The organism is Pseudoalteromonas sp. MM1 (assembly GCF_030296835.1).
Lineage (GTDB): Bacteria > Pseudomonadota > Gammaproteobacteria > Enterobacterales > Alteromonadaceae > Pseudoalteromonas.
In genome coordinates, this window is sequence record NZ_AP027922.1 from 2026258 (window position 1) to 2052365 (window position 26108).

Here is a 26108-nt window from a genome sequence, read left to right on the forward strand (position 1 = left end):
CCCTATTTTGGGGCTTTTTACTCGTTAACTAAATCAACTCTGGTTACTTAATAACATAATTTGGCGTTTGTTTTGCCTGTTCAATATTCTGCATATTTAACTGCTCAAAAAACTTATCTATTTGTGCTTTGTATTCCCATGATTGCTGCAATACATTATTTGTATTGTGCTTATTCCACTCATTCCACAGCTTGGCTAATTTCGCTTGTTCAGCGGGTAACGTATCAACCAAGTTATGTTGCTCGTACGGATCGGCTTTCATATCAAAAAAGCCGCGGCCTACATTCGGTAGTGGTTGGCTCATATATTTATAATCAACAGTACGTACAGCATAAATATTTGGTGCCTCTTCTAAGCGCCAAAATAACGCCTGATTTGGGCTGCCTTGTTTAGTGCCTTGTAAAAATGGCAGTAAATTAACACCATCTAATTTCTTATTATCAGCACCCGCTAGTGCAACTGAGATTGCAGCAATATCAAGTGACGATACTAAACCAGTAAACTCTTCGCCTTTAGGAATAACCCCCAGCCTAAGTGCAACTTGCCAAATACTAAAGCGTATATTCTTGAGCAATACCGCCATGATATCTCCATTGCAGATTTTGTCAGCGCAGTGGGTGCGAGCCGCTCTCATACAGTGAAGGTGGTGTTTAAACAGCTTACGGCATCAACGATTAATCAATACCTAGCTGATGTAAGAATAAACCAAGCCAAGTTGCTCTTGCTAACTAAAACAGTCACCGAAACTGCCTATGCGGTAGGGTTTAATAACTCAGCGTACTTTTCAACGGTATTTAAAAAACACACTCAGTTATCACCTAAAGAATACCAACAGCAAGGTCAATTGAAGTCGTCGATAACGACTTCAAAATGAGCTTATTTACTTTTCACGTCACCATAACGATTTTGATACAAGGATTTATGAACTTGTTTAGCCGCTTCGACTAACTCTGGGTAGGGAATGTCTGTCGTTGTTACAAATCCAACATTGTAATTTTCACCATCATACGCCCTGCCAGTAATTGGCGAATCAATATATTGGAACCAATGAGCACCAATTAAATATGGGTTATCAATTACTGTTTTCATATAAGTTTTATACATATCAGCACGATCGCTTTGATTAGCAGCATGTATGATGCCAGGATTCGGATGACCTGTATCGCCTGAACCAATATGAAATTCCCCAATAATTGTCGGCATATCAAGTTCTTTCAAAATGTCCCATGTCATCGGGTCTAAACCTTCCCGATAATAGTTATAACTGATCACATCAGCATACTTTTTAGCAGACCAACGAGCTTCTGGCGATGTACCCCAAGAAGTAAATCTCGCTCCCATATACAGATGGTTAGGTAATACTGACTTTAAAGAATGGTTTACAACCTTAAAATATTCATCAGAGAAGCGCGTTAACAACCAAGAGAGATCTGCAATCATAGCATCATTAAAATGACTGTCGTTTTTATAATTAACGCCAGTATTATCAAATAATTCCCAAGACTGAATAGATCTCTGCCATGCTTGGTTTAGCTGGCTAATGGTTTTATATTTTTGTTTTAGCATATCGCTGAACACTGATTTGGTCGGGCTATCTGCAGTTTTTTTAGATAACGCATCAAGCACGATACCATAGCGTAAGGTTGTTGAACCCTCACCTCCCCAACTCATTTCGTTATCAATAAACACCCCAATACACCAAGGGTTATTTTGTACCTCTTGGGCAATAACCTCGGTGGTTATTTTCGCTCTCTTAACAAATTCTGGATCGAAAGGGTCAGGCATGGCTCCCCAATAATCAAAACCAGAACTCAGCCTTTTAAAGTCACCGATGATCCAACCATTCGCAAAATAAGGAACTTGTTGATTGTTATAAAAACTAGCATCAGTCCAATTTCCAAATGAAGTGAACCCCCAGTCTTGCATTCTTTTTAAAGTTACTTCTCGCCATTTATCAATATAAGAACCTGGATATTGTTGACCATAGCGGCGTTCTAAATTTGCTTGGTAAAAGCTAAATACTTCACCATGTTGAATTGGCCCAAGATGAGACGAGCGCTTGTAACTATAATGATTTGCTAATTTATCATTATACTCTGGCAGCCAGTTAAACATGGCTCGTCGCTGTGGATAAGCAGTGTAAGCTGACTTTTGATATTCAGATAAATTACTATTTAAACCTTTGGAGTCTTCTGGGGTTACATCATCAGGGTCACGCTTTCTGACAGAATCATCACGATAGTCTATGCCTGTAAATGTTGTTGTGTTCGCCATTCTTGCGTTAGCAATACCAGAGGAAAAAAACAAATAGCCTTCAGGATCAACTAACGCCCATTTACCATTTACTTTTTCCGTACGAAAAAAGCCCGTTGCCGTTAACTTAGGGCCAAGCTTCCAACCACCAAATTTACTTCTATCAGGCCGTGGAGTTATTTTAGACAGTTCATTTATTTCTTTTTTTGCGATTGCTCTTAATTGTTGCTCAGAGCTAACTTTTAATGGGTAATTAAACTGTGTAGATTGACCAAACTGATCGACGATATTTGCTAAAAATTCAGGGTTTTCATCGGGTATGGTTTCAAATCGAAGATTATCGATGGTTACTGCGGTTGGATTAATTTGTGTTTCTGTATAAATAGCGATAATTTCAACTTGGCTAAAATCGACATTGAGTTTAGCGCCTCTCAAAATCATTTTACGTGCAGTTGTTTCAAAACTAGGAGGTGTATCTCTGAGCCCTGTATCAACATTTAAAGTCTGGGAGTTGAGCTCAAAATATAATGTAGCATGCTCTTTAGTTGTTAGCCCAATTGTACGTCTTTGGACTTGTTTATCTTTTCCAGTGATATTCACACTGAGCATCACCGGAAAGTCACCATCATTCGCAACATCAAAAAATAAGGCATTACTACCTAACGAACTCAATTCCCATGGTTCATTTGGCTTGATTATGATCCCTGAAAACTCATGTTTATTCGAAAAAGTAAGCTGCAACACTTTGCTTTTATTTTGGATCACCTGTGTCGCTATATTTTTATTAGTGAGTGTATAACTGTTGCTAGCGTGTTCAAAGTCATCAATTAAAATAGTCTTGCTATCGTGCTGCAAGTCAAACTCCCTTGCAGCACCTTCACCGCTTAACACTAACGCAGAATAAACAAAGACAGATAAACATCTAATTATTTTTTTCATTTTATTACCTTATACTTTAACGAGTAATAGGTAATGTTCTGAAAACTAACTTTGACACATCTTTTTACTAATTTAACTGATTACTTGTCATTAATTGTATTATTTGTTGTTGATTCAATGCAGCTTCCACCACATAAAGCTCATCTAACCCGCCTCTAAAGAACATTTGTTTTTCATGGGTTGCACCCTCGATGTAACCTATATTTTTGCCGATCGTAAGCGGCCTCGATGCTGGATGCTGTAGATTTGTCGCAACTTTAGCTATTGATTTCTTTTGAGTTTTTTCAAGCTTTCCATCAACGTATAACAAAACATGTGTGGCAAGATTGCTTTCAACACCACCATATAATACCACGGCTATATGATGCCACTCATCATCTCGTAGATCCGTACTACCAACAATTTGAGCGTTATAGGTTCCTATTCTGATCCTACCTAATGGTCCATCGATCAACTCAGGATTAGGGGAAATTTGCCACGCTGAATAATCCTGCTGTAATCCCCAGCTCACAATCCCATATGCGTGTTCAGGTAAGAAATCACTGGGGATTTTCAACCAGAAAGCAACTGTTCTAGGGTTATCACTACCAATTCCGGGATAATGTGTTTCCAGCCAGTTGTTCGTGCCATTAAAGCTAATTGCCTTATCAAATACGCCCGCTATGTCTGTTAACGGTTCATCAATAGGAGATTTATCTGTGGCTAAATACTGCTGCCCATCAATACCCCGTCCGCTGGAGGGATAATTATGCTGCTGCTTTTTATCAAATGACCAATGTAATAAATGAGGCTCTTCTATTGAGTCTCCAGGCAATACACGCATAAAATCAGAGGGTACGCTAACAAAGCTGGTGACCTGATTATTTAAATCAAATGCTAATGCCTGATCTTTTTTAAGGAGTTGGTAAGACTGCATTTTGTTGCCACGTGCTTTTATTTCACCATCAAGCACGTGTACTTGAGATTCACCGCTATTAGACACTTCGACACCAAATTCGGTGCCTAAATCTATAATTTCAGAACTTGGGGTATCAACTCTAAAACCAATTGCATTTTCTGGCACTCTCGCCACTAACTTGCCATGATGAAGCGTTACTTTATCTTTGGACTGTAAATTCACTTTAACCGGTGCTTCTAAGACCAGTACCACGCCATTATCTAATAAAATTTCACTGTAACCATGTTCAAGAATAATGTCTCCTTGACCTAATTCACTGCCAACAGAAAAGTTGGCGTTATAAGAGGCGGTCATTTTTGTGACTTCAGCAAACTTATTTGTGTAATCCAAGTGCTGTGCCATAAATATAACACTGACAAAAAGCATAATACTTGCAGCAAGCGCATACGGGCTTGAAAGCCAACTCATGGTATGTTTGGCCTGAACCGGCTTTTGCTGTTCGCTTAACTGTGCCATGACACTATGGGTAAACTTGTCTGATTGCACAACGGATTGATGATGCGCTTTTAATAAACGTTCACTCGTCACATATTTACTGACTTGTGCAAGTAAATTAGCATCATGCTGACAGGCTTCGAGTAACTCATCGGCAACATCTTCACCAGCTAAATACGCAGCTAGTAATTGTTGTTGGTGCGTCGTCATTTGTTCAGCCATGCTCATAGTTGCTGTTCCTGTATTCTTTTATCAATACATGTTTTCAATGTTTGACGAATTCTAAATAAACGCATAGTCATAGTAGAGTGTTTATCTTCATATTTACGACACAGCTCGGCTAAGGACACACCTAATGTGTAATGTTCAGTTAATAAATTACGCATTTTATCGCTTAGTTTTTCAAGGCAAATGGTCAAATTATCAAACATATCAAGCTCACTACCCTCATGTATGTGTTCATCAATGTGTTGATTTATTAACTGCTCTAATTCATCTGCACTACCTAGTGGAACAGCTCGGTGTTTACGTTGATGATTTTTTAGTAAATAAGCGGCAATCCCTCGAAGCCAAGCTAAAAAAGAGCTTTCATTGTTAAAATCAGCAATTTTTTTGAAAGCCACAATAAAAGTTTCTTGCGCTAAATCTTCAGCATCATGGGGCGTCTTCAATCGAACGACTAAAAACGCCTTCACTGCAGACTGATAACGGTCAACTAACAGAGCATACGCAGCAACATTCCCTTGTAATATTTCATCAACTATAAAAGCGTCACTTTTACCATTTATTGGTATTATATTTTCTTTCAAATCAGCGCCCTAATTGAAATAACTGACATAAGATGGGGCATTAATGTGCAGCTGACTCTGTGTTGAATATAATTTTCCAGATACTGAATCGCGCTTAATAACCACAACATTATTACTATATTGATTAGCTACTAATAACTGTTTCTGTGATTTAGAAAAATTAAAATCTCGTGGATGTAAACCACCACTTGAAACTTTATTAATTAGTTGAAGTCCGGGTTCTGCCGTTAATTGATAGCCATAAATAGTATCTTCTCCACGTAGTGCCACGTATACATGCCGACCATCCTCACTGATACGAATTGCCGATGCAAGATTTTGTTGCTGGCCAGTTGTGGGCATTATATTTGTTTGTGAAACGTGTAATAAATCGCCATTTTGCAATATTTTGAAGATACTAATACTGTTACTCAGTTCATTTAAACTAAACACTAATTTTTTAGTGGGATGAAAAGCAAGATGACGAGGCCCATCTCCTGGTGTTAATGTAATGCGATGTACTGGTGTAAAATCATTTTTGAAGCTATCAAAAACAATTATCTCGTCAGTCCCTAAATCCGTTAAATATAAATAGCGGCTTTGCTTATCCCAGCCAGCAAAATGTAAATGAGCACTATGTTGTCTAGGAGTAACACTACTTCCTGTATTTGTAAATTGACCCCGTAATGTTAATAAACCAGATCTGTCAATATCAAACAACTCACTATTACCTGTTGTGTAATTAACAACTGCTAACTGTTGACGATCATCCGAGACATTAATATGACATAGCCCTTCTCCTTCAATTGGGTATGTTTTTAGCGTTGAAAACGCATTACCTTGCCAGTCATACACATTAATAACAGATTTTTTATCAAGCGTTCTGCCAATGCTATACAATTTGTTTATTGTCGGTTGCCAATTTAGGTAGCTTGGTTCGATTGCCGCCGCCACCACACTTTCGTTAGTTAATTGTCCATGATATTCGTTATAAGAAACTAAATATATCCCCTGATCAGGCTCATTTGTGTAGCTCCCGACTAAAAAATAACTAAGTTCAGATTGTTCATCTCTGATACTTTGACAACCGCCAAGGCAAAAAGTAATAGAGATAAAAACAAACCACTGAGTGCAGTTTTTAAGACGAATATGTAATCCTGTTAACCATAAGCTCATTTATTAAATTCCCTTTACTTAATTTGAATTTCAAACAGTGCTGCAGGTACATTGTTTGACGGGTGAGTAAATTCTAGAATTAATTGTTGAGTCGTGACAGGCTCAGCTAAATCGATTTTATTAATGCTTTGATAATTACCGCTAACGTGTGCGATCACCTCACCTGAATCTGTTTTTATTGTATAGTTTTGAACACAATATGGTATCTGATCTTCATAATGCTCCATTAATACAGTTTCTAAAGCATGGTCAAAGTCACTATCAAAATACAGCACTATTTGACTCATCGTTACTTTTTCTGGCCATATAAAATTTAGAGTTGGCGACGGATCTGCAAAGTCAGCAACCCAAGCATTAGGTTGTAGCCAAGGCCTCACAAAGCCATTAATGACCTGTGTAGCTTGGTAATTATGAGCTGCGGGAGAGATACTCATTGCCAAATTTTGCCCATGTGGTCGCCGCGCTGGTGTCCAAAACTCAAACTCTTCAAGACCACTATTTGCAGGTACTATTTGTTTGCCTTTATTTGACACCGCTTTATGAACTTTATTGAACACAATCATAGTGCCAGTAATCAGCTGCTCTGAGGTAGCGAGCTCTATTTCATTATTTTGTAAGAAACAAATAAATCCATATTGTTCCTCTAAACTGCAATCACTAAAATCAAACACGAGCGTACTTTCCCCCGCCCTAACAGGCAAACTGATCGTTTTATTTATAACGTCTGGGGTATAGTTTTCATGCTTGATACTAGTGCGTAATTGACACGTTAATTGTGTCTCTTGATGAGCAAATATCGCGATGCTAATTGTTGGTCCTTGCCCTTTTACAAAAGCAACCAACTGTGCACACGAGGAATCTAATGGCATTGTGCTGCCACTAGGTTGAAAACCATTGAACGCAAGCTCGCTGGATGAAGTAATCGATGCTAGGGCTGCTAAATTATTGTACTTATCTAAACGAACCCCTGGAATACTTTGGCCATTAAGATTTAACCTTTGCTGTAATTGAACCATGTGCGCTGGGAGCATCAGTTCTTTGGGCATGACATTGAGTTGGTTACACATAGCTGCAGCTTCTCCCACAGCTTGACCACCGTGTGCGCAAGTGATCATAACCCGAGTTGAACCAAATGCCATATGCGTTGCACTGATGATCCGTCCAGCATAATATAAATTTTCTATATCTCGGCTAACAAAACAGCGGTACGGAATTTGGTAGACCCCTTTAGAATGATATTGAGAACAAGGTGGTCGTTCACTGTATATACCTTCACTAGGGTGAATATCTATCGCCCAGCCGCCATAAGAAACAGCATCATTGAACTGCGTTTGCTCAATTATATCTTGCTGCTTGATCATATATTCTCCTTCAAAACGCCTGCTTTCGCGTTTGCCAGGAATGGTTCCTACCCATTCTAAGGTTAGGTTTTCGACATCATCGAATTTACCACTATTTTTTATGTAGTCCCAAATTCCGTAAACGAGCTTCCAAAGCTCCCATTTAATATCTTCAGTTTCATAAATAGTATCTCGAATGCCGCCAAACTCTATCCACCAAAATTTACAGCCGGAGTCACTTCCTGCAATATCTTTACAGCGAGGAATTGCTTCTATTTGTTCATAGGTGTAAGCAAAATCTGGCGCTTTGTAGCTAATCGGCTGATCCATTTTTTTACTGTAGAAAAATAAGGTGTGTCCGAGTAACTCCATTTTTTCTTCATCAGATGCTAATAGCTCACCAAACTCTGCTTTTGATTCAGCTCCTATCCTAAACCCAGCTCCTGCATTAAATGCAACAATACCATCGCCGGTTGCATCACAAAATAATGGCGCGCTGATAATATAGTGCGTTGAATTTTGACTACAAAATGCTTCTACACTCGAGATTCTAGTGCTGTGCCGTTTATTTACATCAACGACAGAGGTGTTTAACAACAAGGTAATATTTTTCTCGGCAATTACTTTATCAAGCAAAATGGTATCAAATATTAATGGGTTACCATGTCTATTTAACTTAAGATTATCCAACATAATTTCATCAATAACCCCTCCTTCCCGTGACCAGCGATTATTGTTACCCATGTGGGAGGTTGCGCCTAAGGCCCATAATCTTACTTCGCTTGACGCATTGCCACCGAGTACGGGACGATCTTGAATTAACACAACCTTGCTACCCGCTCGCGCCGCACTGATTGCAGCACATGTACCAGCTAAACCACCACCAGCAACAACAAACTGAGTATTTAATTGTTGTTTTTTATTTTCGCGGGTAGCGGCATTAAAGTTTTGCTTAATCATGATTTTTTCTCTTTTTCTTGGTCGTGGGATGAGCGTTTAATTTTTAATTCGGGGCTTAATGACTGCGCAAAATACACACTAGGATGATGAGGTACATCCGTAATTTTTAATTCTTTCTCAAGCTCATTTGCCATTAAACTACAGTCAAATCGAGCTAAAAAACTGTGTTTGTTGAGCGCTTTCTTGTCTGAAAAATGACATAACCCCCACTCAATACCGTTTTCATTTCCTTCACTATTAAATGCATTGGCAACATAAGGCCCTGCTGCAATTGGCATCAATGAAGTCACCGCCGCAATCGAAAAATTCACACCGTCAGGTGAATATTGAATAGTGTTACTTTCGTTACCATTTCTGATCGAAAACGCAGCAATGCCGGAGCCAAAGGGAAAATAAGTGGTTTCATGACCTGAATTCAAAATAGGGTTCAGAGGGTGTTTTTCAAAAGGCCCTAACGGGTTACTCGCAATTGCTAAACCATTGCCAACTAAATAATCTGGCCTATCGCCATAAGCAGCTTTATAATATAAATGTATTTTCCCTTTATAAATCAGTAAATATGGATCATGAATCGAGAATTGATCCCAACTACCAGGTTCACCATTGTCAATAATCACTTTGCCATGTGGGCGCCATGGCCCCGTTGGTTTATCGGCAACTGATAAGGTAACTGGGCAATGATCGCCTTTTTTACCACTAGCTTCATTAAAAGCTTGATAATATAGATAATATTTATTTTCATAAATTAGAATGTCTGGTGTGCTAACCGATCTCCAACCTAGCTGAGGATAATCAGGTCTTGGCACGGCAATTCCTTGTTCAATCCAGTCAAATCCGTTAATACTGGTGGCATAGCCTATTTCAGATAAATCCCAATCAGTGGAGGGAATCAATTCGTTACAGTGCTTCGCCCCTTTTGGTGGGAATTGTGTGCACCGTTTTGTGTACCAAACGTAGTAGAGACCATCAACTTTTATAATTTTAGATGGGTCACGTCTTGAAAGAGTGCCATCATCATTATGATAGTCAAAACCTGAAAGTTCAGTGTATTTAAAGCTAGTAAATAAAGGATTGTCTTCAGGACGAGGGGTTAAATAACTGTCATATAACCTCGACATTGCAACACTCAATTCTCGTGCTGGTTTTTTAGTTGGAATATCCCACGGGTAACTTTGCTGTTTGGAACTGTTATTGCTCATTGCTACACTCCTTTACAGCTTTACTTCTAAACTTAAACACTAAAATACTGCCTAATATAAAAATGCCACTACTTACGATGGTTATTTCCATCTTTCCTGTGGTAGCAATTGCGGCTAATGCCAGCATGATCGCCCCAGTGGAAAGAATGCCAAACCCTAAGACGCGAATAGCATGATTATTATCTGTGCTTTTTTCTGGAGTTATTAATTCAACAGTCGGTTTTATTTCACTTAATTCAATTAAGTAGTTTTGATAACATGCAGGTGTTTGGTCTTTTGCTCTTAAATACAATTCAAATATTGTAAGCATCATTACAGGAAATAACACACCCAACATCATTTCTTGTGCTCTGTCTAAGCTGAAATCAAATAACCATGGACTCACAAATTTGAAAAGTACATTCACCAGTAAGCTAAACAGTGTCGTTATTAAAATCGTTTTCCCTGTTTGATAACGAGAAAATAACAACCAGATAGGCGGTAAAAATAACGGCCCGCCTGTCAGCGCAGCCATCGTCATTACCACTTCAACAACACCGCCAAGTAAAGGAATTAGTAACGCAACAATAATAGTAATAAAGCCAAGTACTGCGGTTGCAATACGACCGATTTTCACTAGCTGAGTTTGAGATGCATTAGGTTTAATTTGTTTATATATGTCATTACTGATCACCCCTGCCGCTATATTTAAAGAGGTGTTAATGGAGCTTGATGTAGCAAAGACCATACCCGCTAACATTAAACCAAGCATGCCTACCGGCAATACTTCTTTGCACATTTGTAAATAAGCCCCTTCACTTTCAAACCCTACTAAACTAGGGTTCATCGTTCGGTAAATCATCGGGGCTAACATCCACACTACAGGGCAAATAAGATATAGAATTGCAAATAATCCTCCGACCTTCTTTGCATCCTTTGGCGTTTTCACACTAGTGAAGCGTTGAATATAGGACCAGTTACCAGCAATAAAAAATAAGTTATATAAGGCAAATGCAAAAATAAATTCCCATGAATACTCATCACTTACTAAGTTAAAAAAATCATCGGGGGCTTTATCGATAAAGTTCTCAATGCCACCAATCGCCTCAAATGATAGCGGTACTACAATTAACACAGCTGCCGTGAGCACCACGAATTGCAAAATGTCAGTAATTATAACGGCCCACAGCCCCCCCACAGCAGTGTAAGCTAAGATCAATAAGCCTAAAATGATGACGGTATATTCAAGAGATAAACCAGTAGCAACTTCCACTATTTTTGCTACAGGATATAAAAAAGCCCCCGTAGAAAAGCTCGCTATCAAAAGAAAAATATAGGTATATGTTCTTTGTACATTTAAGCCAAGGCGCTGTTTAATATATTCGGCTGCGGTTAATACACCGGTTTTCTGCCATTTAGGGGCAATAAATAAAGCAATCAACACGCCAGCTAAACACATAGTCCATTGAATAGTGATCGCCACCCAGCCATGCTTATATGCAATGGCTCCCCAAACAACAAATGTTCCTGCCGAGAAGAAACTCATAAAAAGTGACAACCCGCTCATCCACCAAGGTAGCGCCCCTCCCGCAGAGAAAAAGCTTTTCATGCTCTTCCCTGCGGTTGAAAAGCTTAATCCGCAACCTATGATCAACAAAGAAAATACAGCTATCACAGTGATATCAATGACATGCATGTTCTTAGTGCTCGCTATTTTCTTTTCGGGTGTAGTATCTAACCCAATCTATCGCCATGCTAGTACCATCAATATCATCGCTAACAGGACCGGCTATGGCTGCTTTTAAAATAGCTAAACTAAATAACATCGTTGTTTCACTAAAACAGACATCATTTCTCATGGTGTAGTAAAGCTCGCCATCAAAATAAAAGTTAAAGTAGTCTTTATCCCACTCAATCCCATAAGTATGGAAATCTTTTGAAAAATCAGCGACGTCTGCAGCATTATATGAGGTAATTTTTTGCCAATTATTACCATCGTGATACTCAATGCTGTAATCAGAAATTAAGTTGCGATAAGCACCTTTATCAACGCCATGCTCTTGCAGCCAACCATTTATAAATTGCACAGCGCCAATTTCCTGTGGCTCATCCCAACTAAGTTGTAAAAATTTTTCACCATGTTTTTTAGACACCCAACGGGTTTGTGGGTTGCCATCGATTGCAAAAGACTCCTCCGACATCAATTTATTAAATAAGCCGTTTGTTTTTATTGTCACATTATCGACTTGCGCTAAATTATTTGCGCTGTTTACTTGCTCAACATCAAATGCATTTGGGTAGCTAGCGCTGGGGGGGAACACTCTAAATTCAGAAATATGAATAGAAGCAGGGTTATTCGATGTTAAACGAATTTTTTTGCTCTTAATTGGTTTCTTAAACACCAGAGTATGATCAGGTTTACCGATTAACGTATGGTGTAATTGTTTATCACTGTGTGCTACACGCCCATTTGGTAAAGTATAGGTATCAGTCCAATTATGTACGTTGGTATTTATGATATTCGGGAAATGGCCTTCATTAACATCAATCTCGCATGCCTTTAAATCACCTTTCACACCTTGTTTTGGCCAAAACCAAAATGAGTTATTCGTACCATAAGCGCCAGCATATTTAAAACGAGCTTCAAAATAGCCGTAATGAAATGAACGTTTTGACCATACATTACCGGTCGTCCACTCTTGACCACCACGTGATTCTTTTTTCGCTATTAAATGCAGTACACCGTCTTTAACTTGTGCATTATCACGCCAACGACTGCTTAGCACCCACGGGTTTTCTGTCGGCCCATTTTGCGAAATCCAATTTTTATCTAATTCTGAATCAGCATAAGTAAATTCATCACTCCATTGTAATTGCCATATTGATGAGTCAAGTTTGCGAGTTTGCTCAGCACTAACACAAGACGATGTGACGACTAATGCTGCGAGGGTACATTTAGAAAATACTTTAAACATATTTTAACCTTTCTTGTTGTTTTATCGAACGAGTTATAAATTTTGTCGTATGCTAGGTATTGTCTTGAGAATGAAAAGTGACACAAATTATTTTATTTTCATGAAAATAAAAAAGCCCGCAGCGATGCTGCGGGCTTTGCGTTTTATTGGATAAGAAGTTTAGAAATTAATACGGGTATTAAGTCTAAATGTACGTCCGGTATGATATTGATAAACCGTACGTGACTTAGTTGCTTCGCCTTCAAGTGGGCTACCTTCATCAAAAGTGACACCGCCCGCTGCTAAAAATCGACTAGTGAAGTACTGACGAACTCCTTCATCTGTTAAGTTAGCGACTTGGAAAGACACTGAAATCATATCTGAAACTTGATAAGTAGCTGAGAAATCAAGTGTTTGACGACCTTCTTCCCAAAGCGAACCATTCTCCCAAGAACGTTGTACTAACTGATCTGTAGTCCCTTGATAAGATAGACGTAATTGGTGACCATTTTTCTCCCAGAAACCCGTTAAGTTGTAGCTGTGTTCAGGTGTATAAGCAACAGCAAGTGAAGGCACTTTAACGTTACTATCGATAGAAGAAACTTCTTGCTCATATTCGCTATCTTGATAAGTGTAGTTAGCTTGTAAACCTAAACCAGACCAAATACCTGGTAGGTTGTCGTAGGTTTGCATGTATTGTAGCTCTAGACCTTTGATAGACGCACCTTTACCATTTTTAATACGGGTAGTATTAAATTTGGCACACATTTGTTCTAAATCGCCTGAGTACATCCAATCTTCTTGATAATCTGTACTACCTTGAAAACGTTTAGGCATACAGCCTTCTAAACTATCTTGACCGGCAATCAGAACGAGATCGTTTGGATCATAGGTTTCGCCTTCTGTTAAACCTACATCTCGTAAATCATCCATGTAAGTCACAATGGTTTCTGACTCTTCAAAGTTAGTCATCTCTTTGTAAAATAACGTAGCAGCTAACAAACCTGACTTGTTAAAGTACCACTCATAAGATAAATCAAGGTTAAATGATTCAAGTGGATCTAATTTAGGGTTGGTAAGTGTAATAGTGTTATTACGATTATCACCCCCCCATTGTGTTTCTTTTACTTTAAAACCAGGGCGAAGAGAATCTATTTGCGGACGCGCCATGGTCTTAGAAGCCGCAAAACGAATAATGGTATCTTCGTCATACAAATAATTTAGATTTAAACTCGGTAGGAATACGTCATATTCATGCTCATCAGTTACACTGAAAGAACGTAAACTTCGGTCTTCAGTTGGCAATAAGTTACCATTTTCATCAAACTTACGTTCACCATACACATAGTTTTTCTCTGTTGAAACATCAGAGTGACGCCATAACCACCATTCTGTCTCATTTGGGTTGCCTTGTATTGCATTAGGATCATGACACGGGCCTTGATCAGGTAACGCAACGTCATCGGTTAAATCATTTGTGCCCTTGGTATCGTAGCCTAAACCATCGACACGTGACCAGCGAGATTCAGCATTGTAGTCTGTGCCGTAAAATAAAATAGGTGCACATTCAGGTAGGCTGGTATCACGTAACTCAGCTAATTTAAATGGATCCATTAAGCGAGCAGCATTTGACGGGTCAAACGCAAATTGCACACCTGAAGCACCTTGCACTTCAACTTCAGTTCTCACATAGCGAACACCCACATCACCAGTGATCTTGCCGTCCATTAACTCAAAGTTTAGCTTTGTATAGAGCGCTAAATTATCTAATTCTGTGTTACGGGTATTTGAATCATCGGTATTAAATGCGACTTCGCTACTACCTTGAGCAACTTCAAATGCCTTAAATGCAGAGAAACGGTTCCAGCCATCTGTAATGCTATCACGACCATAACCAAGACCTGCCATAAAGTCATCAACTGGGAACTCTTCACCATCGGTGACCATTTCTCCGGTAATATCACGCAGACCGCTTCCCAGTACTGCAGGATTACCAGTGTAAGGATTCAATACTACGACACCCTCACCAACAGTGCTAAATGAACCTACTTGTGCATCAACATACTTAGTACGATTAGACCACTTAGCACCAAACTCTATAGAACGAAAGTTATCTGAGTCTAAAACATAATCAAAGTCTACAAATAATGATTTTTGTGTATCTTCAACTTCATTTAATGTACGGCTCATATATGAAAGGTGCTGGGCTCTTAACTCATCAGCATTAAAACCTGTAGTACTATAGTTATCCCACACATTTAGCGGATCACCAAAGTTATCATTTGGGCCATAATCAATTAAACCCTCACCTGAAACTAACGTACATACCGAGCTACTGGTACAATCATAGCCCACAGGCTCTATATCTTCTGGCGGTACGTTATTTATTATCCACGCATTAATATTGCCAAAATTTTGTAATGCCACATACACAGAGTTATTGGGGATTTGCTCAGTTTTAGAGTAACCAACACCTGCTTCCATTGCAAAGGAATCAGTAAAACTATGATTCATATCCAATGAAAGTATTTGATTTTTATTTTCAAAATCACCTTCAGATTGTACCAACCCACCATTGCCAAAGCGATTTACAAACTTAGTGAATGTATTGGTTTCTAAATCAATGGTACGCCAATCTGCTTCGGGATCTGTAAATAAGGCAGGTCCTGTCCCACCTAAACCAGGGTCAACACCTTCCACTAAGTTTCCATATTGATTAGAGCGAGTATTAATGCCATGCATAGAGTTATTTATATCTTGCTTGCCTAAAATCGCATTAAAATTGAACTCAGTTTTTTCTGATGCAATCCACTGCAAACCGATATTAAAATTGGTTCTATCATTTTCACTTTCATGATATTGATATTGAGTCGTTTGAGGTGCTATCCCCACAACATTTTCAACAATATTACCGTTGGTATCGGTAGCAAGAGGAGACTCTGTCGCAAACCAATCTATTGCTGAGTATTGATCTTTACGATAAGCATTGGTTTCTTTAACGGCTGTAACAACCACACCAAACGTATCATCAAAAAACTTACGAGAAAAAGTGCCCGACACTTTATAATTATCTTCTTCTGATAGGTCGTTGTAACGGCCTTCAAGTGTCATGGTGTTTATTTCATAATTTAAATCAAGTGGCTTAGTGGTAGTTAGGTTAATATTTGCACCTAACGCCCCTTCTTCATGATCTGCACTTGGAGTTTTTACAACTTCGATTTTAGATAAGATATCTGAAGAATACTGTGATAAATCGACACCTTGGCTATAACCTGTTGAGCCAAGCTGAACACCATTCATACTGATATTATTTTGTTGTGAATTCGCACCACGTACAGTCACTCGCGCACCTTCACCGTCAACTGTCTGCACTGACACACCCGTTACACGTGAGAGTGCATCGGCAATGTTTTGGTCTGTCGATTTACCAATATCCTCAGCGTTAATTGAATCAACTACGTTTTCAGCAAAACGTTTATCATTAATTGATTTTTTTACACTTGCCGCTAAGCCACTTACTTCAATAATTTCAATATCATCTTCAGCTTTTGTTTTTTCATCTTCTTGTTGTTGTGCATAAATCAAATTCGAAGCAAATAGCGCTGCTGTCAATGCGCTGAGTTTAAATGTCTTCTTAATCGTCGTCATCTGTGTGTGTTTCCTGTTGAAGGTTTTATTATGTTGTCAAATTGTTATCTTGTAAACATAGTATGAACGGCAATTCATTGTCAACTGTATTTTGTTAACAATATAAGATTAATTAAAAAAGCAAAACCGTTTTCATGCTTGCTTCGCACTCGTTATCACCGTTTTGCTAAATAAAATAGATTCAATATTCTTTTAAAAAGCCACTTAAATTATTTGTTAGATTTTTTAACATAAGGCCAACCTGAAAATTGTTTACCTGTTGCAGGGTTGGTGCGCCACTCCAAATACTCTAATTGATAGTGCTGCTGGTGATTAACCTTGATATGTCATAGCCTTCACTTTTGAGCTTTCGGTCGGCCAAGAATTTGCCCCAGCTGTTATTTTGTTTAGCAAACTCTTGGTGGCTAATTTTTGGATTTGCCACCGCTAATACACGCATTTTATTACCAAAAGTATCAATAAATTTTCCCGTATTTCTATCGTTATTGCGTTGATTAGAGAAATCTGCTTTAGGCTCAAACTAACGTTGCCAAAATGCGGCACTGGCAGGAAAGGCAAAAAAATAAACTACCATCATCGTAATCCTCAATTCCTGATAAGCTAACAAGCCCATATACCGATCACCGGCAATAACCAATGCATTGGCTTCACTGACCAACTTAACTGCCCGCGTTCTGCCATCCGCTGGGTAACCATTTGAATCAAAGTCAGTGAGTACATCCCCTTTTTCATCTGTCTGTGGTGACCCCCATATTGATGCTGTAATAAAATTTAGGTTTACCAGGGTGCATGCTTTGCCAAGCTTTTAAAAATTCCTCTTGGCGTTGACCTAATAGTTCACCCGTTGTTGCAAGTTTGTCTGCTTAATAACCCGGTGGAGATTTAAATTTACGATCCTCTACAATGGCAAAACTAATTCCACCATATTCATATGTGGCGTAAGCCACTGGAATGCCATATTTAATTGGTTTAGGGTCGTACGGATCAGGGTTATGCCCATGTTGAATGCGATAAACCATTCTGATCAAATCTTTATCCCACTTAAAGCCACCATCTCCCCACAAGTTACCTTGCAATACGTCATGGTCATCAGCAAGGATGATGCTTGGTTTGTTTTCTATGCTGTCGGCAAATGCCCAATACCGGAAATACCATTAATATAGGGTATCTAGCTTGGCATCAGGTGTGTGGCGGGCATACTGAGTTGGGAAAGTTTCATAGTATCGGTCACCACAAAAAACATACATATCAGGATTATGATAAGTAGTATTTTCTATCAGTTCAGTATGGGGAAATAAAATATTGTCTTTAGTGTAGCGTCCAGGTTCTCGCTCTGTGGCGATAAGCTTAGTGTAATAGGTATTATCGAGGCTTTTCGATGTAGGAATAATGCAAGAATACAGTGCAATAGCAAACTCTTTACTATTTTGTGGCTCCTTCGCCACGGTGCCTAGGTATAAACTATCGCGCGAATTATTTGGGCCAACTATACGGTATATGTGAGTGTGCAAATAATCCCAGCCAGTGACTCTAAAGCGGCTATGTTGCCATCTTCATTCTTTGCATTGGCAGCTAATCGCCAATTTTATCACCTTGCATTTTATATTCTAAGCTTACGGCTGACAAAGCCTGTGTATCAAGCGGCATTAATTGGCACGTTAACTTTAGTACCTCCTTATTTACTGTATACATGTAACCTACAACGGGCTCTAATGTATTACTAATATTTTTAGTTTTTTTTGCTCCACCAGTTTGAATCTCACTAAAACCCCAACGCGCGCCTTCTCCTAGTGATTCAGACGAGCTTAATAAAGAAATGCCGCCTTGTAATTGCTCGCTTGGTACTTTGTGAAGTAAAGCAAAACCCAGCTCTTGACCACTCACTGCATCAGTAGCCACTAAACGTATATCAAAATACTCACTTTCTATGGGATCTATATGGCAATCAAGCGTTATTTTTTCCATCTTGATACTGCTTTAAGGTGAGCAGGTCTCTATTAATTGTTTCAAATTTAAGGGGCTTATTTTCATCATCAAAGCGTCGAAACGAAAGCTTACCACTACTTTCAAATGCTGCAATTATCTCGCCATTAACTCCTCCCGCTCGCTGAGCCTACGCAGCTCCTTTCGCGGTTAACTCCCCTTTGCCAACACCAAGTAAAAATCAACAGAGCCCATTTTCACCCGGGGTTAAATTACGTACGGTAGTTTTTAGGCAAGCGCTTTGTAAAGAGCTATTGAGCTGCCTAGTTAATAACGAGACGGTGCGTACTTCAAAGCTTTTACCTTCTCGTATACATTTGAGATCATTTCCTTCGCACTGCCAATTTTGAAGTCTGTTTCCCCAAAAGTGCGCTCCTAGCCATACTTACTCAGCATGTTGTTATCTATAGGTGCTGTTGATGCTAAATCCCCTCTGTAAGAGGCAAATAACCCTGCACAACCACTTAACATACTTGAGCCAATTAAGCCGGCACTGAGTTTTAAAAAACTTCTCCCCTTCATTTAATCACCTGTAATATTGTGTGAGTTAAACTGCGTTGTATAAAAAGTGTTTATACAAAAGGGAGTTATACACCTAAATAGCCATTAGGATTATTGCTTTGCCAACGCCATGTATCTTTCATCATATCTTCGAGAGTATAGTTGCAGTGCCAACCTAAAACAGTCTTCGCTTTCGTAGAGTCAGCCCAAAACGCGGCAAGGTCGCCATCGCGTCTTTTGACTATGTTAAACTTAATATCAACCCCCGTATGGCGAATAAATGCTTTTACTATGTCAAGCACAGAATAAGGCGCGCCTGTACCTAAGTTAAATGCCTCATAAAGGCTATGCTTTTGCTCACCTAGCCATACAAGCGCTTTTATATGTCCTTCGGCTAAGTCGCTCACATGTATATAGTCACGCTCACACGTGCCATCTTCTGTAGGGTAATCACCACCAAAAATAGCGAGTTTGTCACGTTTACCTACAGCTACCTGAGCAATAAAAGGCATTAAGTTGTTAGGAATACCTAATGGGTCTTCTCCTATTTGGCCACTAATATCTGCACCTATAGGATTAAAATATCGTAGACTTGCCACTTGTAGAGCTGTGTTCGAGGCAACGATTTCTTGCAATATTTGTTCGATCATTACTTTGGTTTGCCCATATGGGCTTGCTGCGCGTCCAAGCGGTAAATCTTCGGTATACGGGACTGAAGCCCCTTGACCATAAACCGTAGCTGAAGAGCTAAAAACTAGCTTATTAACGTTAAATTTAAGCATGCACTGACATAAGTTTAAGGTAGATACCAAGTTGGTATAGTAATATTCAAGTGGTTTTTTTATTGATTCGCCAACCGCTTTTAAGCCTGCAAAGTGAATAACGGAATCAAACTTGTGCTCGCAAAACGTGGCAGATAACTTGTCAGTATCGAGTAAACTGGCGTGAATAAATTCAACTTTTCGCTTTGATAACGCTTCTACGCGAGTTAGCGATTCGCGACTCGAGTTACTTAAATCGTCTATTACTACTACGTCAAAACCATCTTTTAATAAGCTTAAAACAGTGTGGCTGCCAATATAGCCCGCGCCTCCTGTTACCAGTACTTTTTTCATTAGATTGTCCTTATGCTCTTATGAGTGATACACCAGCTGAAGGTACGCTTGTGTAAATCGTTTCTTTTAATCCTGTTTGTTGCTCGTACTGCGTTTCAATAGCACTAATTACATTCTCTACCAAATAATTAGGAACAAACGCCACTACACAACCACCAAAGCCACCGCCCGTCATTCTTACCCCGCCGTGTTCATTAATTACTTTTGCGATAATATTCACAAGAGTGTCGATTTGGGAGGTGGTTATTTCGAACAAATCACGCATAGAGGCATGGCTTTGTGCCATTAGTGTGCTTAGTTTGGTTACATCGTTATTACTAAAGGCTTGCATGGCTTCTAATGTTCGCGCATTTTCATACACTATATGTTCAACACGTTTAGCTACATTTGGATCAAGGGTATGCTTTTTACTTTCGTACTCATCAATGCTGACTTCGCGCAAGCTTGGTTTGGACAAAGCTTCTGCTCCTGCATAACATTGTTCTCGGCGTAAATTGTATTCACTATCTAGCAAGCCACGTTTAACGTTTGAGTTAACCATTAAAATTGTCATCTTTGGGTCAATACTCACCTCAATTAAATCAAGTGAGCGGCAATCTATACCCAATGCTTGTCCTTCTTGTCCACATGCTGATATAAGCTGATCCATAATTCCACAGTTGCAGCCCACAAAATTGTTCTCTGCAGCTTGCGCAATTTTGGCTATCTCTTTTCGCTCAATAGATAAATCACATAAATGATTAAACGCATAGGCAATACCTACCTCAAGGGAGGCTGAAGAACTAAGGCCTGCGCCCTGGGGCACATTACCGCTAATACAGATATCGCAACCACTTAGTGTATAGCCACATTGTTGTAATTCATTTACTACACCGCGCACGTAGTTACTCCACGTTTGAGTGCTGTGGCTATTAAGCTCAGTATTAATAAAAAACGAATCAGTTTGATTATTACAATCTAGTGCAAGTACATTTACTTTATCGTCATCTCGCGCCGACACCGCAATAAAAGTGGCGTATTCAATAGCGCAAGGTAGTACAAACCCGTCATTATAATCTGTGTGTTCACCAATTAAATTGACGCGTCCAGGAGCTTTAACTGTAAAGTCTGCTTCGCGTCCATAGTGATTAATAAAAGCTAAACGTACGCTATGCTCAACATTCATTTCTTGTTCTCTTTATAATGAGTGAGTGATTGTTTTTTTAATATAGTTGCGGCTTGCTCTGGGGTTATATCGCGCTGCGCTTCAGCCATCATTTCATAACCCACCATAAACTTTTTAACAGTTGCAGAGCGTAACAGTGGCGGGAAGAACTGGCCGTGTAATTGCCAACATGAGTCATCTTGGTCATCATATGGCGCACCATGCCAACCCATTGAATAGGCAAATGAACATTGAAATAAATTGTCGTATTTGATCGTAATTTGTTTAATCAGCTCTGCTAGACTCTCTTGCTGGGCTGTTGTTAAATCAGTCATTCTAGTTATCGCAAAGCGCGGTAATAGTAGCGTTTCAAATGGCCACGCAGCCCAATAAGGCACAACCACTAGCCAGTCATCATTGATACATACAACGCGCTCCTCTAATTCCACTTCTCGTTTGGCATAATCAAGCAATAAATTTGACCCATGCTGCTGGGTGTATTGTTGTAAGTTAAGCTGCTTACGCTCGACTAAACTAGGTAACTGGTGTTGCGCCCAAATTTGGCCATGCGGGTGCGGATTAGAGCAACCCATTACAGCGCCTTTGTTTTCAAACACTTGTACCCAGCGGTAAGTCTTTGATAGCTCTTTACATTGCTGCTGCCACGTTGCCACCACATTGGTAATTTCAGCCAAAGACAATTCAGGTAAGGTTTTCGAATGATCCGGCGAAAAGCAGATTACTCGTGCAGTACCGCGTTCAGTTTGCATACTAAATAGTGGATCATCAAACGCAACATCAGGTACATCTTCACGCAGTGCAGCAAAGTCATTGGTAAAAACAAACGTCCCTTCATAATTAGGATTTACTTCACCATTGATCCGAGTATTGCCTTTACATAAAAAACAGTTTTCGTCATAGGCGAGTTTGATTTCATGATCAACACTCTCTTCTTGGCCCTGCCAAGGTCGCTTAGCTCTATGCGGTGAGACCAATACTGATTCCCCTAATAAAGGGTTAAATCGGCGATGTGGATGTTCAGTAGGGTCAAATTGGCTGTTTTGATTATTCATTACTTTAAGCCTTAATTACTATTTTGAAATGTGCCGGCATCAAGCACTTGTTTACGCGGTGTAAAGCGGCAAATATAATTCCAATTCCAACTAGCATCATATTTATGACACAGCCCCCAACTAAGACCTGGCGCAGGGTTTTCATCAAAGCCTTTGCTTGGGCGGTATAAGCCTATGGCTTCAGGCCCGCCTTTAATATGTGCCATGATTTCAAAGTTAATACCGTCTTTTGCAAATTGAATAGTATTTTTTTCAGGGCCATCGGTTGTCAGCAGGCTGGCAATTCCTCCTCTGAAGTTCCACACCACCACTTCATGACCACTGTTAGAGATAGGGTTAAACTCTGATTTTACATACGGGCCCATTACGTCATCAGCAATTGCAACACCATGTTTGATTTCACGCCCGCCAAAGTTCATCCCTTCTCCTTGCGTTTCACCTTTGTAATACAAGTAAAATTTATTTTGGAAAAACACTAAACACGGATCGTGTACTTTATGGCTATCAAAACTGCCTTTTTTACTAACGGCAAAGCGGTTGTCTTCATCCCCAGACCACACACCATCTTTGCTTGGGCTAACGATTGGCGCAGCTGACTTGTGCCATGGGCCGAAAGGAGAATCGGCTTGAGCAATGGCAATATGCTCATATTGACGGTTGGTATAAGGTGTTTCAACTGTTTGATAAACCAAATAGTACTTACCTAGATGAGCAAATACTTCAGGTGTAAATACAGCACGGTCATCATATTCACCGGCTTTACCACGTGTAATAGCAACGCCTTGCTCTTGCCACGTAATGCTGTCTTTTGAAGTAGCGTGCCACACTTGTGTTAAATCCCACGGAAATACTTTTGCCTCGGGATCATCTGCATTAAAACCTAACGTTTCGCCTTCGCCTTTGGTGTACCAACAGTGGTAAACACCCTCAATATATAAAACTGATGACGGATCACGGCGTATAACCCCTTCTTGATAAGCAAAATCACCTTTTAATGGTGTTACATCAAACTCTGTTAACCATTGAGGACCTCGGCTGTCATAGCCCCTTTCGATTGCTCGGCGGCTCGCTAAACTTAATTTTTGTTGATTATCAGACATGTCTATTCCTTACTTTGCACTGTTTAATTTAAGCGCTTGGTAAACGTCAAAAGGTAAAATGGCGCCTTGATGTTGCACAACTTGTGAGGCAACTTTATCAGCCATGTGTAATGCGATTTGTGGTTCATGATGAGTCATTCTTGCGGCTAGATAGGTCCCTGCAAACGAATCTCCTGCCGCTGTGCTATCAACTTGCTGTGGTGCGGGGTTAAATGCACATTGCGCACTTAAGGTATTTTGGCAAAACACCTGCATGCCTTTACTACCGGCTTTAATCACCACTTCATCAATTGCAAACTGTTGGCAATAATCAACAATATCATTCGCATTAGTATGGCCGAATAAAGTGTAGTGATCATCAAGCCCAGGTAACACCACATCACTGATTTGGTAGGCGCGCTCTAACCACTCAATTGCATGCGCTTTCGATTGCCACATGCGCGCACGGTAATTAGGATCAAACGCAATAATGCACCCTTGCGCTTTTAATTTAGTTAATAAATCAACTAACTGTTGTTTTGAATCATCCTCTAAAATGGCAAGGCTTATACCACTAAAAAATACCCAGTCATTTTTGCCTAAACCAAAATCAAACGGTTGTTTGGCATATAGCTCCATCATGTGTTTCGCAGCAGACTGATTACGCCAATAGTCAAAGCTACGCTCTCCATGCTGATCAGTCGAGATGGCATAGATCCCCACATTATGGTCGGGAGTTTTGATCACCTGTTTGCTACTGATCCCTTCTTGCTGCCACTTTTTAAGCATATTAATGCTTAGAATATCTTCACCAACGGCGCTGAAAAGCTCACAATTTAACTGCTCTGCAAAACGTTTGGCATACACTAATGCGTTATAGGTATCTCCGGCAAAAGACTGCTGACATTCACTCACCCTTTTAGGCACAAGTTCAACCATGCATTCACCAATGGCTAATAAGGTACTCACGCGCCCTCCAATGCTTTTTTTGCTGATACACCCGCTAACTGCTCTTCAATTTCTTCTATCGATTTGTTTTTTGTCTCAGGCATAATTTTATAAAGCAATATAAAGCCAATTACGCCGCTGATGCTGTAGAACAAAAAGATATTCGCCGCGCCAAAGTTATTTAATTGCCAAGGGAAAAACTGCTGTACTAAATAGCTCACAACACTGGCAATAAACGCAAACGTTGGAATGGCAACACCACGGATACGGGTTGGGAATATTTCAGAAAAAATCACCCACATAATTGGGCCTATTGAAAAGTGAAACGCAGCAATAAAACCGGCAATACCAAATGATATAAGCGGCGCATTAATCGTTGCGGCACGTTGAATTAAATCACTTTCAAACCCTTGTAGTTGGGAAGCTGAAAACACCGTGGCTAATGCTTGTTTAAACTCAACATCACTGTGATATACCTGACCAATCAACTGATCTAAGCCACTGACTGTATTTAAGCTTGAGAATTCCGCAATATGTTGAGCTGATAAACTATATTCAGCTTGGCTAAAGCCGATATAGCACATGAATAAACTAAGGGTAGCCGTCGCTAAGCCACCAATGACAAGAGGTCTGCGGCCCAATTTATCTATTAATAAAATCGCCACAACAGTAAAAACAATACTCACTAAGCCAATTAACACTGCGTTTAAAAACGCCGCATCAGTGCCTATGCCTAGTTGCTCAAATACTGTTGGCGCGTAAAACATTATCGCATTTATGCCGGTTACTTGCTGAACCAACGCAATAGTTAATGCAATAATCACCGCAGCACGAACGCGGCTATCAAGTAGCTGTTTAAAAGATGCTAAATAGCTGCCTGTGTCTGAGTAATCGGTTAAACTCGTTTTTATAGTTTGCAGTTGCTCATCGGCCAACGTGCTATTTTTAGTTAATCGTAACAGTACCGCTTTTGCTCGAGTTTCGTTGCCTTTCATCACCAACCAACGCGGGCTTTGTGGAATAGTAAATAACAATAAAAACCAAAGTAGAGCCGGAATCACTTCAACCCCGAGCATCCAACGCCATAAATTTTCTTGCATAGCGTAGGTGCTGACCCACTGATAACTACTTTGCGATAGCTCAACTAATAAATAGTTAGCAAAATAAGCCGCCGATAAACCCACCACAATATTTATTTGAATCATAGAAACCAGTTTGCCACGGTATTTAGCGGGCGATACTTCACCGATATACATGGCTGCAACAGATAAAGAGGTAAACGCTAAACCACCAATAAAACGCGCAATGACCAACGCTTCATAGCTCGGCGCTAAAACCGAAGATATAGCAGAAAAAATATAAATGAATGCAATGCCAATAAGTGTATTCTTACGACCAAACACATTACATATATAACCGGTGATCAGCAGTGCAAATAACACCCCAAAACCAGGAGCGCTTACCACAGTGCCTATTTGTATATCAGTTAAATTAAACTCAGCAGAAACAAAACGAACCGTTCCTGAGATCAAAGCAGCATCTAAGCCAAAGATAAAACCGCCAAAGGCGACGATCAAGGCAAAAAAGAACACATTACGGTTGCTACCATTCATACATCTTTATCCAATTTTGTTGT

The 26108-nt window shown here is 39.7% G+C and carries 21 protein-coding genes; 1 reads left to right on the plus strand and 20 read right to left on the minus strand.

What is annotated here, in order from left to right:
- Nucleotides 1-43 precede the first annotated feature (43 nt).
- On the minus strand, nt 44-583 hold the full coding sequence (locus QUE46_RS09220; protein ID WP_286244529.1) for a sulfatase/phosphatase domain-containing protein: 540 nt from the start codon (nt 581-583) through the stop codon (nt 44-46).
- A gap of 30 nt (nt 584-613) precedes the next feature.
- On the opposite strand from QUE46_RS09220, the gene QUE46_RS09225 reads away from it, so the two are divergent.
- Entirely contained in the window at nt 614-874 is a 261-nt protein-coding gene (locus QUE46_RS09225; protein WP_374761402.1) for a helix-turn-helix domain-containing protein, read from the plus strand.
- A 2-nt stretch (nt 875-876) separates the two neighbouring features.
- Here the strand turns inward: QUE46_RS09225 and QUE46_RS09230 are convergent, their stop codons facing one another.
- From QUE46_RS09230 to QUE46_RS09320, 19 genes are all read right to left on the minus strand, one after another.
- A complete protein-coding gene (locus QUE46_RS09230) occupies nt 877-3192 on the minus strand; it encodes a beta-galactosidase (RefSeq protein ID WP_286244531.1) in 2316 nt (771 codons plus the stop codon).
- 67 nt (nt 3193-3259) lie between these two features.
- The gene (locus QUE46_RS09235; protein ID WP_286244532.1) at nt 3260-4807 is read right to left on the minus strand and encodes a LamG-like jellyroll fold domain-containing protein; all 1548 of its coding nucleotides are present in this window, start codon (nt 4805-4807) and stop codon (nt 3260-3262) included.
- A 2-nt stretch (nt 4808-4809) separates the two neighbouring features.
- Complete coding sequence (locus QUE46_RS09240) at nt 4810-5394, minus strand: RNA polymerase sigma factor (RefSeq protein WP_286244533.1); 585 nt, start codon at nt 5392-5394, stop codon at nt 4810-4812.
- A 9-nt stretch (nt 5395-5403) separates the two neighbouring features.
- Nucleotides 5404-6549, minus strand: coding sequence for a lactonase family protein (locus tag QUE46_RS09245; protein ID WP_286244534.1), 1146 nt, complete (start codon nt 6547-6549; stop codon nt 5404-5406).
- A 14-nt stretch (nt 6550-6563) separates the two neighbouring features.
- Complete coding sequence (locus tag QUE46_RS09250) at nt 6564-8849, minus strand: FAD-dependent oxidoreductase (protein ID WP_286244535.1); 2286 nt, start codon at nt 8847-8849, stop codon at nt 6564-6566.
- Entirely contained in the window at nt 8846-10048 is a 1203-nt protein-coding gene (locus tag QUE46_RS09255) for a glycoside hydrolase (RefSeq protein WP_286244536.1), read from the minus strand. The genes QUE46_RS09250 and QUE46_RS09255 overlap by 4 nt, the downstream gene beginning before the upstream one ends.
- Nucleotides 10038-11723, minus strand: a complete 1686-nt coding sequence (locus tag QUE46_RS09260) for a sodium:solute symporter family protein (RefSeq protein ID WP_374761380.1) — start codon at nt 11721-11723, stop codon at nt 10038-10040. Before QUE46_RS09260 ends, QUE46_RS09255 begins: the two co-directional genes overlap by 11 nt.
- Before the next feature lie 4 nt (nt 11724-11727).
- The gene (locus QUE46_RS09265; RefSeq protein WP_286244538.1) at nt 11728-13002 is read right to left on the minus strand and encodes a family 16 glycosylhydrolase; all 1275 of its coding nucleotides are present in this window, start codon (nt 13000-13002) and stop codon (nt 11728-11730) included.
- A gap of 159 nt (nt 13003-13161) precedes the next feature.
- The gene (locus tag QUE46_RS09270) at nt 13162-16629 is read right to left on the minus strand and encodes a TonB-dependent receptor (protein WP_286244539.1); all 3468 of its coding nucleotides are present in this window, start codon (nt 16627-16629) and stop codon (nt 13162-13164) included.
- Between the two features lie 863 nt (nt 16630-17492).
- The gene (locus tag QUE46_RS09275; protein WP_286244540.1) at nt 17493-17705 is read right to left on the minus strand and encodes a hypothetical protein; all 213 of its coding nucleotides are present in this window, start codon (nt 17703-17705) and stop codon (nt 17493-17495) included.
- A 78-nt stretch (nt 17706-17783) separates the two neighbouring features.
- Complete coding sequence (locus QUE46_RS09280) at nt 17784-18140, minus strand: hypothetical protein (RefSeq protein ID WP_286244541.1); 357 nt, start codon at nt 18138-18140, stop codon at nt 17784-17786.
- 61 nt (nt 18141-18201) lie between these two features.
- On the minus strand, nt 18202-18594 hold the full coding sequence (locus QUE46_RS09285) for a hypothetical protein (protein WP_286244542.1): 393 nt from the start codon (nt 18592-18594) through the stop codon (nt 18202-18204).
- Between the two features lie 393 nt (nt 18595-18987).
- Nucleotides 18988-19134 (minus strand): hypothetical protein, encoded by a 147-nt coding sequence (locus tag QUE46_RS09290; protein WP_286244543.1) that lies wholly within the window; start codon nt 19132-19134, stop codon nt 18988-18990.
- Between the two features lie 65 nt (nt 19135-19199).
- Complete coding sequence (galE, locus tag QUE46_RS09295; RefSeq protein ID WP_286244544.1) at nt 19200-20228, minus strand: UDP-glucose 4-epimerase GalE; 1029 nt, start codon at nt 20226-20228, stop codon at nt 19200-19202.
- Between the two features lie 10 nt (nt 20229-20238).
- Nucleotides 20239-21393, minus strand: coding sequence for a galactokinase (gene galK, locus QUE46_RS09300; protein WP_286244545.1), 1155 nt, complete (start codon nt 21391-21393; stop codon nt 20239-20241).
- Nucleotides 21390-22445, minus strand: a complete 1056-nt coding sequence (locus tag QUE46_RS09305) for a UDP-glucose--hexose-1-phosphate uridylyltransferase (RefSeq protein ID WP_286244546.1) — start codon at nt 22443-22445, stop codon at nt 21390-21392. The genes galK and QUE46_RS09305 overlap by 4 nt, the downstream gene beginning before the upstream one ends.
- A gap of 11 nt (nt 22446-22456) precedes the next feature.
- Nucleotides 22457-23545 (minus strand): family 43 glycosylhydrolase, encoded by a 1089-nt coding sequence (locus tag QUE46_RS09310; protein WP_286244547.1) that lies wholly within the window; start codon nt 23543-23545, stop codon nt 22457-22459.
- A gap of 9 nt (nt 23546-23554) precedes the next feature.
- Entirely contained in the window at nt 23555-24493 is a 939-nt protein-coding gene (locus tag QUE46_RS09315) for a sugar kinase (protein ID WP_286244548.1), read from the minus strand.
- Nucleotides 24490-26085 (minus strand): MFS transporter, encoded by a 1596-nt coding sequence (locus tag QUE46_RS09320; RefSeq protein WP_286244549.1) that lies wholly within the window; start codon nt 26083-26085, stop codon nt 24490-24492. Before QUE46_RS09320 ends, QUE46_RS09315 begins: the two co-directional genes overlap by 4 nt.
- Nucleotides 26086-26108: the final 23 nt, after the last annotated feature.